At 47.4% G+C, this 14,697-nt stretch carries 11 protein-coding genes; 10 read left to right on the forward strand and 1 reads right to left on the reverse strand.

What is annotated here, in order from left to right:
* Positions 1–79: 79 nt before the first annotated feature.
* From MD588_RS08070 to MD588_RS08100, 7 genes are all read left to right on the forward strand, one after another.
* Positions 80–250 (forward strand): XapX domain-containing protein, encoded by a 171-nt coding sequence (locus MD588_RS08070; protein WP_265696569.1) that lies wholly within the window; start codon positions 80–82, stop codon positions 248–250.
* Positions 251–292: 42 nt separating this feature from the next.
* Positions 293–1,003 carry a purine-nucleoside phosphorylase gene (gene deoD / locus MD588_RS08075; RefSeq protein ID WP_265696570.1) on the forward strand — a complete coding sequence of 237 codons (711 nt, stop codon included), beginning with the start codon at positions 293–295 and terminating at the stop codon, positions 1,001–1,003.
* A 385-nt stretch (positions 1,004–1,388) separates the two neighbouring features.
* On the forward strand, positions 1,389–2,879 hold the full coding sequence (locus MD588_RS08080; protein WP_265696571.1) for a lactate dehydrogenase: 1,491 nt from the start codon (positions 1,389–1,391) through the stop codon (positions 2,877–2,879).
* A 234-nt stretch (positions 2,880–3,113) separates the two neighbouring features.
* Positions 3,114–5,936 (forward strand): ATP-binding protein, encoded by a 2,823-nt coding sequence (locus tag MD588_RS08085; protein ID WP_265696928.1) that lies wholly within the window; start codon positions 3,114–3,116, stop codon positions 5,934–5,936.
* Positions 5,937–6,150: 214 nt separating this feature from the next.
* Positions 6,151–7,086: a LysR family transcriptional regulator gene (locus MD588_RS08090; RefSeq protein WP_265696572.1), complete on the forward strand. Its 936-nt coding sequence runs from the start codon at positions 6,151–6,153 to the stop codon at positions 7,084–7,086.
* 168 nt (positions 7,087–7,254) lie between these two features.
* The gene (locus MD588_RS08095; protein WP_265696573.1) at positions 7,255–8,319 is read left to right on the forward strand and encodes an alanine/ornithine racemase family PLP-dependent enzyme; all 1,065 of its coding nucleotides are present in this window, start codon (positions 7,255–7,257) and stop codon (positions 8,317–8,319) included.
* A gap of 55 nt (positions 8,320–8,374) precedes the next feature.
* On the forward strand, positions 8,375–9,793 hold the full coding sequence (locus tag MD588_RS08100; protein ID WP_265696574.1) for a YfcC family protein: 1,419 nt from the start codon (positions 8,375–8,377) through the stop codon (positions 9,791–9,793).
* Between the two features lie 78 nt (positions 9,794–9,871).
* On the opposite strand, the gene norR is transcribed toward MD588_RS08100, so the two are convergent.
* Positions 9,872–11,407: a nitric oxide reductase transcriptional regulator NorR gene (norR, locus tag MD588_RS08105; RefSeq protein WP_407676557.1), complete on the reverse strand. Its 1,536-nt coding sequence runs from the start codon at positions 11,405–11,407 to the stop codon at positions 9,872–9,874.
* A gap of 340 nt (positions 11,408–11,747) precedes the next feature.
* On the opposite strand from norR, the gene MD588_RS08110 reads away from it, so the two are divergent.
* From MD588_RS08110 to MD588_RS08120, 3 genes are all read left to right on the forward strand, one after another.
* Positions 11,748–14,021 (forward strand): nitric-oxide reductase large subunit, encoded by a 2,274-nt coding sequence (locus tag MD588_RS08110; protein ID WP_265696576.1) that lies wholly within the window; start codon positions 11,748–11,750, stop codon positions 14,019–14,021.
* Entirely contained in the window at positions 14,018–14,161 is a 144-nt protein-coding gene (locus tag MD588_RS08115) for a hypothetical protein (protein ID WP_265696577.1), read from the forward strand. The genes MD588_RS08110 and MD588_RS08115 overlap by 4 nt, the downstream gene beginning before the upstream one ends.
* Positions 14,162–14,259: 98 nt before the next feature.
* On the forward strand, positions 14,260–14,652 hold the full coding sequence (locus MD588_RS08120; RefSeq protein WP_265696579.1) for a SirB2 family protein: 393 nt from the start codon (positions 14,260–14,262) through the stop codon (positions 14,650–14,652).
* The last annotated feature ends 45 nt before the right edge of the window (positions 14,653–14,697 follow it).

Genomic DNA, 14,697 nt, shown 5'->3' on the forward strand with positions numbered 1-14,697 from the left:
CGGCAACAGTAAAAGGCGCCAATAAAGAGCAGCCTAAATTAGCCGTGACAACAATATGCAACACATAGAGGGTAAACACATGAACGAGATTCTGCTTGCTGTTTTTGCAGGGTTAATTGTTGGCTTGTTTTTTTCAGCCATCAAACTTCCGCTGCCAGCGCCACCTGTACTGCCAGGCATTATGGGTATCGTCGGTGTTTACTTAGGTGGTATTGCATACCAAACTATTGTTGAACGTTTTTTCTCTTGATTCCCCCGTATTTAATTATTAACAAATTCCTAGGAGTGAGCTATGGCTACCCCACATATCAATGCTGAACTTGGTGATTTTGCAGAAACAGTCCTAATGCCTGGTGATCCACTACGTGCAAAATTCATCGCAGAGAACTTCCTGGAAGATGTAAAGCTTGTTTGTGACGTTCGTAATATGTTCGGTTACACAGGTACATATAAAGGTAAAAAAGTATCTGTAATGGGCCATGGTATGGGTATCCCATCATGTTCTATCTACGTACACGAGCTAATCAAAGATTTCGGTGTGAAGAATGTTATCCGTGTAGGTAGCTGTGGTGCAGTACATGACGATGTGAAACTGATGGATGTAATCATCGGTATGGGCGCATCTACTGACTCTAAAGTGAACCGTATCCGTTTCAACAATCACGACTTTGCTGCGATTGCTGACTTCCACCTATTGGAAACATCTGTAAACCAAGCTCGTCTGCAAAACGTACCAGTTCGTGTTGGTAACGTATTCTCTGCAGATCTTTTCTACAGCCCAGAAGCTGACCTGTTCGACAAAATGGAACAACTTGGCATGCTAGGTGTGGATATGGAAGCGGCTGGTATCTACGGTGTTGCTGCTGAACTGGGTGCAAAAGCACTGACTATCCTGACAGTTTCTGACCACATCAAGCGTGGCGAGAAACTAAGCTCTGAAGACCGTCAGAAGTCTTTCAACCAGATGATGAATGTTGCGCTTGAAACCGCTATCAACATCTAATTAATTAAAGTGGCTGGTGTGTTCCCCGATGTGCTGGCCACTTACTTATTTAGCTAGTGCTAATACCAATATGATTACCATTAAATTGTATTGGTATTAGTGAAAACTAGGGAAATTAGTGCTCACAAAGATGCATATATCGAGCGTAGTTGCAGCTCAATATTTTGTAAAATGTGGCGTCTTACACAATTTGATTGAGGGCTGGCCATTAAGGCATAACGTTCTCACGCGGACTAGGTTATATATCTGTATAATTGTGGCATCTAATTAAGTACTGAATAAAAGGCCGGTTCCTTTTATTCAGTACCACTCCCTACCCCCTTCATATGTGAGGATATTGAACTCCGCACATATTGCTCAGGCACAAGGATAAGGTTAGGCTGATATGATGAAAAAACTTCACTCCGATAGCAATGAAACCTTGTTGCCTCCAGCTAGCGGTCAACTTCAGCTTAATCACTGCAAAACAGTCAGTTGCTGCAATTTTGGCTCTAAAGATAAGCATCATTATGTTCTTCAGCGTACTAACCCCAAGCGCCCGACTCTTGTCTGCCGCGAATGTGGTGCCTTCCCGCCAATTCTGAATAACAACGATGTCGTCGATGAAGTCTCTCGCCTCAAGATTATGCAGAGCAGCGGCTTACCAGCATGCAGTAATCCCGACTGTGAAAACCTTGGACTACCGGTTCTAACCCATCGTCACCTTTACCACGCATTTGGCTATAGTGGCGATCGCCAGCGTTATCGCTGTAAATGCTGCCAAGCCACTTTCGTTGATCGTTGGTCAGGCTTCAATAGTAAGAACCTGGTTCAGCAAAAATTACTGGCACTGCTTTTTACCGGTTATTCCGTCAGGGATATCTGCCGCCGCCTGAGCATGAACCCGAAGTCTTTTTACGATCAGCTTTCTCACATTGCCAGTCGGTGCCGTCGTCAACTGTCTATGTTTGATGCTCGCCTGTTCAAGCATGCCCAGACCTTGTCACTCGCTTCAGACATCATCCCGTTACAGCCTAATAGCAGCAACGGGGTTAACTGGATTGCCAGTTGCGAGGCAACATCGGGCTATGTGGTCGGCCAGCATGTCAACTATCAACAAGCTGATGTCGAGCATCCAAGCGAGCACCATGACCCCTATGTGGATGGGACGCGCTTTATGGCGCCTCCTGGCGCAAGACTGGTAGAAGTACCGCCGCCGGCGCCCCAAGGGATACTCGCGCGAGTCGATACCAAATACAGAGAGGTTCTATCTCGTCCTAATCTAGAGGATCCGCTCACGAATATGCCTCGGATTAACTACCCGGCGAAAGGCTGTCTCATTCGTCCGCAATATACGGTGTATGCGCATTACCTACACCTGGCCCAGATGCTTGAGTATAACGAGTCTCTCTCAATCTTCATGCCTCAGGAGCCTTTGCTGCGCTCGGCCTGTATTTCGGTATTCATGGAGCGTATTAAAGAAAAGACAATTCATCCCGTATACGTTGAAGAAGACAATGGCTGGCAGCATGGTCAGTCAGCCGGAAGAATTGATATTGTACTAATGGGCTGGTGGCGAGATCGCTGGGCTTTCACCCGACATGGTGATATCAGCAAAGGAATTTGTCACCTCGGCGGTGAAAAAGGTAATGAACAGAAATGGCTCGAGTTAGCATCACACGATGCAATCAGTGCCTATCAAAGCCGATTCCATGACCAATTTGCCCAGCTAGTTGATGAACCCCGCCGTAAGCTACGCCCTGCGGGCTTACTGCCATTACTCGATATATACCGAGCATGGCATAACTTGTGCCGTCAGGACCGTTCTGGCCTGACACCAGCACAGCAGATGGGCTTAACGTCATCCCCACTAACGCTGGAACAATTGCTGAACTAACTTCCCCCATGTTTTCTCGGGCAGCCCTGCCAAGGGCTGTCTCAACTATCCCTCAGAGCTGTCTTATTCTCGCTTGCCGACTTTATTTGCAGGAGAGATCAACTTTCATCCCCTCAGTCATATGTTGTGATTGATAATGAGCTTATATTTATTGAGAAATAATAAATAAAAGTACCGGGGTGTAGTTTGATAAGGATAGTCCCAAACAGAATCAAACCTATTTTACTTGCCAGTATGCTCTTTGTGGGCATTGTTCCAGCATTTATTTATAGCTGGGTAAGTAGTGAGAAACTTTCGACTGTTGCGCTTTCTCAAATATCAAAGGGACTAAGCAGCCATACCGAGCTTGCGGCACGGAACATCGATGATATTATTGCCCAGCGCGTTCTTAGCATAAAAGCGTTGGCAAACTCACCCGTTTTTGAGCTGAAATCAGACTCCCTACAAGCCAGCGAGCAATTTATTAGTCACTATCTCGCTGAACTTACCACCGTTGATACCGCATTCTCTGCCCTTTTCTTACTCGAACCCGATCAAGCCGGTTATAAAATCGTCGAATCATCTCGAACTCATTCCATCCAGGCACTGAAAAGAGAGCTCGCCCAAGCCGGTATTACCCAACTTAGTGAAGTAGTCAAAATACTCAATTCCTCACACAATGAAATCTATATTTCTCAGCCACAACAATTAGATCGCTCTCCGTTTGTCTACCTCATCACTCAAATAAAAAACCTACATCGCTCCCATGGCTCGCAAGCTACAGGGCAACTATTGGTGGTCAAATACCAACTCAGTGAACTTAACAAACAGCTGACCTTTCTTGGTAAGCGCAGCAATGATAGCGACAACTTTATCCTCATTGATCAAACAGGTAACGTGGTCCTATCAGGACGTCACCAAGGCCACTCGCTACAGATGTTCGACAACTTCAAACAGGCGTATAACCAACATGCACTCAGTGAGCCGTCGGCAGACAGCCAAATCATCCATTACACCAATCGCTACGATGATGCCTTGTTCGCGACCATCTCTCGCCTCAAAACGAAAGGGAATGATAATCAACCCATCTGGTCTCTGGTTTCCATTACCCCGCAGCACAGTGTGACCGGCGCCATCGATTATCTCCATCGTTACTTCATGCTTGCGCTGTTATTAACGGCCGGCATTGTTATTATCCTTTCCGTGTTCCTAACCAAGCGAATCACCGTACCGCTGACAAAACTGTCTCGATTTGCCGCACAGTTTAAACTTGGTAACTACACTCGTAGCGACCATTTTGAAGGCCCCCACGAGTTTCAAGTCCTCCATGAAGCACTTAACCAGGGTGCAGACAAGATTTCTTATGATACTCAGCGATTGAATCGGGCACTGCACAAAGCAGAATCTGCAGATCGGGCAAAGTCCGCGTTTCTAGCCAACCTATCTCATGAAATTCGCACCCCGATGAATGGCATGCTGGGTTTATCTCAACTGCTATTAAAAACCAAGCTTTCCGAAGAGCAGGAGCACCACCTCCGGAGCCTACTTGACTCAGGCAAGCATATGATGTCACTGCTCAATGACATTCTCGACTTCTCCAAAATTGAGCAAGGACAGTTAAAGCTAGATCCAACCAACTTCAGTTTCACCGATCTAATCGGTGCCATCGAAAGCACCTACCACTCCCTGGCCAAAGAAAAAGGGATCAGCTTCGATATTATTTGCGAATTTAATCAAAATGATTGGTTCTACGCCGATAAAGCCCGGATCCGCCAGATCCTATTCAATCTAATCAACAATGCCATCAAGTTCACCGAACGTGGCAAAGTACTAGTTACCTTAAAGCTAAATGATGGCCTTAACCCGGGAGAGAAAACCCTCACCATTATCACCAAGGACACAGGTATCGGTATCGACCCTGAGCGAATCCAACACATTTTCGACCCCTTTGCCCAAGCTGAAGCCTCTACCAGTCGCCGCTTTGGTGGAACCGGACTGGGACTCAGTATCGTCAAACAGCTCGCCGAACTCATGAACGGTACTATCGATCTCAGCAGCCAGCCCGGTATCGGCTCGACCTTCACCGTAACCCTGCAAATTCACCAAGGGCAGTACATGCTGCCAGAGCAAGAAAACGTTGAGTTTGACCACAGCGCGTTTGCCAACCTCAAGGTATTGATCGTCGAAGATAATCAATTGAATGTCTTAATCATCGACTCCTTCCTCAAGCAGCGGGGGTTTACGACACAAATCGCTGAGAACGGCGCTGAAGCGCTCGAATTGCTCGAACACCAATACTATGATGTCATCCTTATGGATAACCATATGCCGGTAATGGATGGCATTGAGGCTACGCAACGGATCCGCTCATGGGACTCACCTATCAGTCAAATCCCAATTTTTGCCTGCACTGCCGATGTATTCGAAGAAACCCAGAAGAACATGATAAATGCCGGTGTCGACTGCGTGATCACCAAACCATTAGACGAGCAAAAACTCCTTGATGCTCTTCAACGCTTTAAAAGTAAAATTACGCATATGGCTTCACTACGAGCGGTGCTGGAGGCCCCCACAGAGCATGAGAATGAGTTAGATCAAAACCATGCGCCCGATACCATCGATAAAATCGAGATATTGCCCACTCATAGCCATGAAAAAATAAGCGAGTTGAACAATGATGCTTGCCAGCAAAGCACAGAAACGAGCAGCGCAACAGGCAAACTGCGTTCTGAGCATTTCCAGCAAATCGAGTTAAGCACACTGCTTGAGATGATGGATGATGACTACGATCTCATTATGCAGTTTTTGGTTATGTTCGCCGACGAACACCAACATGATGTGGAAAAGCTAAAACTTGCCCTCGCCCAACAGGACTTTGATAACGCTATCTTGCTGAGCCACTCGTTAAAAGGGGCGTCGGGAAGTATCAGCGCCTTTAATGTCCGGGAAGCGGCAATGTTAATCGAGATACAAGCCAAAAAAAATAAACAGCCAACAGAGGCTGAAATGACCCAGCTTGATAACGCAATGACATTACTTATTGACGAAATTCACCAGAAACTTGACGCCATGGCATAACCAAGGGGCCTAAACCACCACTAGATCGGCGTTATAGTTAATAGCCAGCAAGGTAATAACTATAACGCCTTTCTATTACTACTTTCTTCCCACCGAATTTAAATACTCCTATTTAGCACTTATGAAACTAGTGCGGTCCCTCTCAGACTTTAAATAATGAACAGACTAATATTCGTTTTGATACCTATAAAAAACCAATAAAAAGAGATATGAGATGCGAAAAATAAACGACTTTGACTTAAAGTTGCTCCATTTATTTATCACCATTGTTGAGTCCGGCGGTTTTTCAGCCGCGCAATTTAAATTAAACATGCATCAGTCGACAATTAGTACGCGTATGAATGATTTGGAAACACGACTTGGAATGACTTTATGTCATCGCGGTCGGAGGGGGTTTCGCCTAACCAGTGATGGCCAAAAAGTTTACCAACTTAGCCAAACGTTGTTTAAAGATATTGGTCGCTTCGAAGAACAACTCGATGGAATTAGAAACATTTCCCATGGCCATATCCGCCTAGCACTTACCGACAACCTTGCTACCAACCCACAGTGCAAAATCCAGAAAGGTATCCGACAGTTCTGTAATGACCACCCCAAAGTGACCATTGATACCGATATCTGGGATTCTTACCAGATTGAAATGATGATCTTGGAAGGTAAGGTGGAACTAGGAATCACCTCGTCCGAAGTGCAAAAGGACGGGCTGGCTTATACTTACCTGTTTGAGGAAAAGCAGTGCCTCTACTGCGCGCCAGAGCATCCGATATTGTCAACGCAGAGCGAGAAAGGAGAAGTAACCACTAAGGAATTGCTTGAATTTCCCATCGTCGAACGCGGGTTGTCTCACAAAATCACCCCGCTCAGCGATACAAAGAATTTGATGCACCTTGCCAGCAGTACCAACATGGAGGCTACAGCTCATCTCATCTTGTCAGGAACCTTTGTCGGCTACCTTCCTGATCATTATGCTTCCATCTGGGAACAGAGGGGGGAGATGGTGAAAGTCAACGCACCCTCTCTTGAATATCTCGCATCTTTTCATTTAACCACCCTAGAATCCAAAGAACTCTCGCTGGCCGCCTCTGAATTAGTCAATGCCATTACTGATGTTCATAAGAATAAAAAAACACCTATTAAGGCATTAGTATAAAAAATCACAAATATATCCCGGGATAATTAACCTTATCCCGTGGATATTATTTCAACCCAATAATTACATCGATTTCTCACAAAGTAACCATCTTAAACCCACTATTTATCTTCATTAACAAAAAGCGCTCAATGTTCATAAATAATAATATTGCCAAAAGGTAAATATATGAGCGTCTATCCATGTATTAATATCCACCTAGATACGATCACCCGTAATACCCAAAATATGGTCTCGGTATGCCAGCATTATGGCGTCACACCAGCCGGAGTAACAAAGCTGGCCTGCGCCTATCCTGAAGTCGGTCAGGCTATTCTGAATGGTGGCATTCAACTCCTCGCAGACTCACGTATTGTAAATTTGAAAAAAATGCACCACCTTGACGGACAAAAAATGCTGTTACGGATCCCGGCCATTAGCGAGGCCGATGAGGTTGTTCAGTATGCCAATATATCCCTCAATTCCGAATTCGCGACACTGGAGGCCCTCTCTAACGCCGCTCTCGCCCAGCATAAAATTCACCAGGTTATTCTCATGCATGATCTGGGCGATCTCCGTGAAGGCGCCTTTTTCGAAGAAGAAACCCTCGCCCTTGCACGTCAGGCCATAGCGCTTCCCGGTATCAATCTGGTGGGTCTTGGAACCAACCTCGCCTGTTATGGTGGAGTCGAGCCAACTGTAGACAATCAGAGTCGACTTGTTTCCCTTGCCAAGCAGGTTGAAACGGAACATAACATCAAACTGAAATACCTGTCGGGCGCAAGCTCTGCCGGACTCCCGCTGATGCTGAACGGCGAGCTTCCCCAGGGCATTAACCAATTACGATTGGGCGCGTCTGTTCTGATGGGGATTGGCCTGAATGATGATCCGGTTCCCAATACCCGCCAGGATACTTTTGACCTCACCGCTGAAATCGTCGAAATCAAAGTCAAGCCTTCGGTTCCGGCTAATTCAACGGCACTAGACGCCTTTGGCAACAAACCTGAATTTGTCGACCGCGGGCTACGTAAACGTGCCATTTGCGCTATCGGCAAGCAAGATGTCGATATCGACCAAATCACCCCCAAAGATAGCAGCATCATTATTATCGGAGGCAGCAGCGACCATCTGATCCTCGATATTGACGACAGCGAACACGATTACAAGATCGGCAGTCGAATTGAGTTCGACCTTTCTTACGGCGGGGTTCTGCAATGCATGACCTCTGAATACATCACAAAACACTTTATCTAGTTCCAGCCCTTTGCTAACGCGGGCTGAGCGTTGGTCTGCCCGCTAAGGATAAACCATGTTAAAGATTAAGAAGTTTCCCAATACATTTACAATATTGTTCCTGTTAATAGCATTCTTTGCCTCGCTGACCTACCTATTACCAGCCGGTAAATATACGCGTGAAATGAATGAGCAGCTAGGCCGAGAAGTCCCGTTACCGGGCTCCTATCATGTTATTGAATCTTCACCACAAGGATTCTTTGATACCTTAATGGCACCTATCTCAGGCTTTTATGACCCGATCACAGGGGTCATCGGTGCCATTGATGTCAGTCTTTTCGTCTTGATGGTAGGTGGTTTCCTGGGAATCGTGACCCAGACAGGCGCTATTGATACCGGTATTGCCCGGGTCATGGTGCGCCTGAAAGGAAAAGAGATCTACATGATCCCGATTCTAATGACACTATTTGCTCTGGGCGGCACATCCTACGGTATGGCTGAAGAATCCCTCGCCTTCTACGGCCTGCTTATCCCCATTTTCATGACAGCACGATTCGACCCTCTGGTGGCGGTCGCTGTGATTTTCGTAGGTACCGGTATCGGTACGCTTGGCTCGACCATTAATCCATTCGGTACTGTTATTGCCTCAAATGCTGCCAGTGTTGACTTCCTCAGTGGTGTCGAATTGCGTTTCGCTATCTTGGCCATCGCCCTTGTTGTCGGCATCGGCTACGTTATGCGCTATGCCAAAAAGATCCAGAATAATCCGGATGCTTCTATGCTTGCCCATCTTCGCGATGATCACGAAAAACACTTCCTGGGAGACAAGGATAAAGCCGACAGTCTCCCTGTGCTTACCGGCCCACAGAAAGGTGTACTAGTACTGTTTATCCTGACATTCAGCATCATGATCTACGGTGTGTCAGTGCTCGGTTGGTGGATGGCTGAAATGGCCACGTTATTTATCTTTATGGGAATTCTATGTGGGATTGTTGGGCGCCTGAGCGAAGACGACCTGATCAACTCATTCGTTGCCGGTGCTGCTGATCTAATTGGGGTGGCGTTAATTGTCGGCGTCGCACGCGGCATTGTCGTAGTAATGGAAGCAGGCAATATCACCGACACCATTCTAAACTATGCTGAAGGGCTTGTAGCGGGCAAAAGTTCGGTGTTGTTTATCAACACCGTCTACGGAATTGAAATGCTGCTCTCTTTCATTGTGCCGTCTACCTCCGGCCTCGCAGTAATGAGCATGCCAATCCTGGCACCACTGAGTGATTTTGCCAATACCGGTCGTGAGTTAGTGGTTACTGCGTTTATGAGCGGGATCGGTACTATCTTGTTTGTTACCCCGACCTATGGCGTACTGATGGGCGGACTCGCTATTGCGCGTATCCCTTATGTGACCTGGCTGAAATTTATCGCCCCGCTGGTTGCTTTCTTTGTTGCTCTTAACGTCGTCATCCTTTCTGTTGGCGCAGGCCTTTACAGCTAACACGTTTAGCTATAGGTATCCCCCCGTTTGGTTCTCCAAGCGGGGGGAATTCAGTTTTTAATGACTTACTTTTTCTTACTACTTTAACCCTAACCGCTTAGCCAATCGGTGCAGGTTACCGCTATCAATACCAAGCTGTCTTGCTGTTGCCGCCCAATTATTGTTATTGGCCTCCAGCGTTTGCTTTATATACTGACCTTGGAATGTATCTGTCGCATCCCGCAAGCTATCCCCCAAAAAGGCAGGCATTGCTGAACGAACAGAAGGCCCTGACGTTTTAGGATGATTTCCATCAAAGTTGAAATGATGAGGGCAAATTTGCGGTGCATCCGCGCCACACTCGGAGCGGGCCAAGATCGCGGCGCGGTGGATACAATGCTCTAATTCGCGGATATTACCGGGCCAATTGTACTGGGATAACACCGCCAGACTTGCCTTGCTCATACGAAGGGTCTGTAACCCCAGCTTTGCCCGGCATTTTTCAATAAAGTAACCGGCCAACAGGGCAATATCATTATCACGTTCTCGAAGCGGAGCAACATGCAATGGGAACACGCTGAGCCGATGATAGAGATCAGCCCGGAATCGCCCATCGAGCACTTCTTGTTTGAGATCTTTATTGGTCGCCGCTATGATCCGAACATTCACCTTCAGGCTGCGATCATCACCGATCCGTTGCAAGTCACCGTATTGCAAGACCCTAAGCAATTTGGCCTGAAGCGCGAGTGGCAGCTCACCAATCTCGTCAAGAAACAAAGTACCTTCGTTGGCTATTTCGAATTTCCCGCTGCGGTTGCTGATTGCGCCGGTAAACGCCCCTTTCACATGGCCGAAAAGCTCACTCTCAGCAACGGATTCAGGCAGTGCTGCGCAGTTAAGGTAAACCAGAGACTGGTTTGCCCGGCTTGATTTTCGGTGGATGTCCTTGGCGACTAATTCCTTACCGACACCTGTCTCACCGAGGATCAAGACATTCAAATCAGACTTGGCAACCACGTCAATTTCATTCTTGAGGGCTTGCATTGGCGCAGACTGGCCGATCATCTCAATATTGTCCGTATCGCCAATCTTGAGGCTTGATACCTGGCTAGGGCTTTCAGACGCTAGTTTTTCGAGCTGCTCCATCATCAGTGCATTATTGAGCGAAACTGCAGCCAACGCGCTGATAGTTCGCAAATCCTGATCACTAAAATCAGCGAATGACGAAGTATCAAAACTGTCGATTGTCAGAGCGCCAATCAGGTTATCGTCCGCCATAAGCGGAAGCCCGATACACGCGTGGACTTTTAGCTCATCCTCCCGGTTTGGGATCAGGCCATCAAATGGGTCAGGCAGATCACTATCGGCGGGAAACCTGACAATATCACCGGCACGTGCTATCGCTTCGAGCCTTGGGTGCTCACTGATCGTAAAGCGTCGGCCAAGAACATCAGGAACCAGCCCATCAATAGCCAGCGGCGTAAACTGCTGTCCCCGAAATACCAGCAATGCCGACGCATCACAGTTCAAGGTCTGCCGAATCGTATTAAGCAGGCGCTGAAAGCGGTCTTGGTTAGAAATGCTAGTCGTTAAATCCAGTGCGATATGGGTAAAGTCTCGCGTTGGCAAAACCATGTCAGTCATCTCCGCAGATATTGATAGTGAGTGTCATATTTACGGTGTCACTATGACACTAACTATAGAAACCTCAAGGAATGATTCCGGTGCAATGTCTAGTTCATTGAAATATTGCTACTAATTATCACCTCAAATCGAGAGCTAAAAAGCAATCAGCCAAATAGTACACACCGTCAATAGTGTCATAATAACAACACACTGTTTAATTGACACTTACTTATGGGTGTCATTATGACAAAATCAAAACAGAATAAACCACCAAATCAACAACTTAACTTTTGGCACGATACTTGACTATCTAGTTTCGACATTACAACAACTATTCGAGTATTCAGATATGACAAAACAAAAGTTATCTATCATATCGCTTCTCATCGTTTGCATTGCTTCATTTACAGTATTGCTCAGCATCGGAAGCGACATTTATCGAGAGGCACCCCCGATCCCAACCAAGGTTGTGAACACAAACGGTAAGGTTATCTTCACAGAAAATGATATCCAAAGAGGCCAACTGGTATGGCGTTCAATGGGCGGCCACCAGCTAGGTTCTATTTGGGGCCACGGTTCATACGTAGCACCTGACTGGACTGCTGACTGGCTGCACCGCGAAGCAAATAACTGGCTCGAGCTCAGATCGCGAGAGGAGTTCAATAAGCCTTTCACTCAGTTGTCGAAAAGCCAGCAGGCAGGACTGGAGCAACTGCTGCGCGACGACTTGCGTCCGAACAACTACAACCCGGAAACCGGTATTATCACCATTTCTCCAACCCGCTCTGATGCGGTTTCCATGTTACAGCAGCACTATATCGGCCTATTTGGCGATGATCCTGCCTACCAGCCATTGCGTGAAGATTACGCGATGAAAGAAGGTACAGTATCAACGGCTGAACGCCGTGAGCAGCTCACTGCCTTCTTCTTCTGGAGCGCATGGGCGGCAACCACTGAACGCGTTAACCAAAACTACACCTATACCAACAACTGGCCCTATGATCCGGTAATAGGCAACACCCCCACATCCAGTAATATCGTCTGGTCTATCTTGAGTGTGGTGGTACTGATTGCCGGTGTCGGTGCTCTGGCCTGGTATCATGCGGCATTAAAACATGAGCCACTACCCACCCCACCCAAATATGACCCGCTGTTTGATGGTAAACCAACTGCCTCGCAAAAAGCAGTAGGTAAGTACTTCTTTACTGCCATTGGCTTATTCCTGCTGCAAGTCTTCCTAGGGGGGATTACCGCCCACTACGGTGTCGAAGGACAAGACTTCTACGGGATCCCACTCTCTGAAATATTGCCTTATTCGGTAACACGTACCTGGCATACCCAGCTAGCGGTATTCTGGATCGCAACAGCTTGGTTGGGCACGGGCCTATATATTGCCCCAGCGCTATCTGGGCATGAACCAAAGTTCCAACGCCTTGGTGTAAATGTTCTTTGGGTTGCACTGGTGGTGGTTGTACTTGGATCGATGGCTGGTGAGTGGCTGGCTGTTCAGCAGTACTTGGATCTTGATACTAGCTACCTCCTTGGCCACCAGGGACAGGAATACATTGACCTTGGTCGCCTATGGCAAATTCTACTGTTAGTAGGCTTGTTGATCTGGCTAGCACTGGTTACTCGGGCTATTCGTCCTGCGCTTTCGCAGCAAGGCGAAATGCGTGCTGTTATTTGGGTACTATATGCATCCTGTGTGGCAATAGGCCTGTTCTACGGTGCCGGCTTGTTCCAGGGCAAACACACCAATCTGGCTATTGCAGAATACTGGCGCTGGTGGGTCGTCCACCTATGGGTTGAAGGCTTCTTCGAGACCTTTGCCACTTCGGTTATTGCATTGATGTTTGTTCGCCTAGGTTTAGTGCGTGCCGCAACAGCCAACAGCGCCGTTTTGTTCGCGACTGTCGTGTTCCTAACCGGTGGCCTGATTGGTACCCTGCACCACCTTTACTTCACTGGTACACCAACATCTGTTATTGCATGGGGGGCCATCTTCTCTGCATTGGAGGTCGTACCGCTGGCACTTATCGGTTTTGAAGCCGTTGAAAGCTACCGCATGCGTAATGCAACCCCTTGGATGGCACGTTACAAGTGGGCAATCATGTTCTTTGTTGCTACTGCATTCTGGAACCTCATTGGCGCCGGTGTACTCGGCTTCCTGATCAACCCACCTGTCGCGTTATACTTCATTCAGGGCCTTAACACCACGGCAACCCACGCCCACGGAGCCTTCATGGGCGTATATGGCATGCTGGGTATCGGCCTGATGTTATTCTGTCTGCGCGGCTTGGCCGGCGAAACAAAAGGCTGGGATGACAAATGGTTGAAGTGGGCATTCTGGTCACTGAATATAGGTCTGGTTGCGATGCTTGCCATGTCACTGCTGCCTGTCGGCCTAGTTCAGTTCTTCGCGGTCATCGAGAATGGCTACTGGTTTGCACGTTCACCGGAAGTCCTGCATAGCCCACTCGTTGAAACATTAGTTTGGCTACGCATGCCTGGCGATATGCTGTTTGGTGCCGGCGGGATCTTCCTCGGGATTTTCCTAGCCAAACTTGTTGTTAATGCAATCAAGCAAGGCTCCGGCAAAAAAGCAGAGGCACTAGCACGATGAGCCATCACATCCTATCAGGACTGAAGGTATTACTGGCAGTCTCAGGCATCTACCTCGGCAGTGCCTTTCTGACCAGCTTGCCACAACTGTTTGTCCAGTTGTCCGTGGAAATGGGATGGATAACTCCCACTCTTCTGTAACTCACTTGGCTCTGGTCGCTCTGCTAGATTAGCGGCCTGAGCCGATTCACCGGGGCGTAACATAATTTAGGGACATCACTCCCTAGAGTAAAAACATTATGTATTTAGCGATTAAAACATTTCATGTCATTACCGTGATGCTCAGCATTAGTTTATTTTTATTGCGATACGGCTTGGTATGTCGCCAGTCTGCCTGGGCTGATAATCGGATACTGAAAGTCATACCGCATATTAATGACTCGTTGCTGCTAACCAGCGGCACCTCCTTAATAGGGATAACAGGCTTTATCCCGTTTACCCCAGCCGCCCCCTGGCTATCGGTAAAACTCGTAAGTGTTGTGGCCTATATACTCTGCGGCGCTTTTGCCCTTAAGGCCAAAAATGCCTGGCAGCGCTGGGGCTTTTTCGCCGGCGCAATGGGATGGCTGGTATTTATTCTCAAGCTGGCCATTAGCAAGTACTTTGTATTAGATGCATTAGCCTGGCTATAGGAAAAGAGAACAATAACAAAGAGCGCCCTATCCCAATGTTATAAC

This window comes from Photobacterium obscurum (assembly GCF_026191635.1).
GTDB lineage: Bacteria > Pseudomonadota > Gammaproteobacteria > Enterobacterales > Vibrionaceae > Photobacterium > Photobacterium obscurum.

What these genes read in the sequence shown, in the direction of transcription:
- MD588_RS08070 (WP_265696569.1), top strand. Translation starts at nt 80, where the DNA reads ATGAACGAGATTCTGCTTGCTGTTTTTGCAGGGTTAATTGTTGGCTTG.
- deoD (WP_265696570.1), top strand. Translation starts at nt 293, where the DNA reads ATGGCTACCCCACATATCAATGCTGAACTTGGTGATTTTGCAGAAACA.
- MD588_RS08080 (WP_265696571.1), top strand. Translation starts at nt 1,389, where the DNA reads ATGATGAAAAAACTTCACTCCGATAGCAATGAAACCTTGTTGCCTCCA.
- MD588_RS08085 (WP_265696928.1), top strand. Translation starts at nt 3,114, where the DNA reads ATGCTCTTTGTGGGCATTGTTCCAGCATTTATTTATAGCTGGGTAAGT.
- MD588_RS08090 (WP_265696572.1), top strand. Translation starts at nt 6,151, where the DNA reads ATGCGAAAAATAAACGACTTTGACTTAAAGTTGCTCCATTTATTTATC.
- MD588_RS08095 (WP_265696573.1), top strand. Translation starts at nt 7,255, where the DNA reads ATGAGCGTCTATCCATGTATTAATATCCACCTAGATACGATCACCCGT.
- MD588_RS08100 (WP_265696574.1), top strand. Translation starts at nt 8,375, where the DNA reads ATGTTAAAGATTAAGAAGTTTCCCAATACATTTACAATATTGTTCCTG.
- norR (WP_407676557.1), bottom strand. Translation starts at nt 11,407, where the DNA reads ATGGTTTTGCCAACGCGAGACTTTACCCATATCGCACTGGATTTAACG.
- MD588_RS08110 (WP_265696576.1), top strand. Translation starts at nt 11,748, where the DNA reads ATGACAAAACAAAAGTTATCTATCATATCGCTTCTCATCGTTTGCATT.
- MD588_RS08115 (WP_265696577.1), top strand. Translation starts at nt 14,018, where the DNA reads ATGAGCCATCACATCCTATCAGGACTGAAGGTATTACTGGCAGTCTCA.
- MD588_RS08120 (WP_265696579.1), top strand. Translation starts at nt 14,260, where the DNA reads ATGTATTTAGCGATTAAAACATTTCATGTCATTACCGTGATGCTCAGC.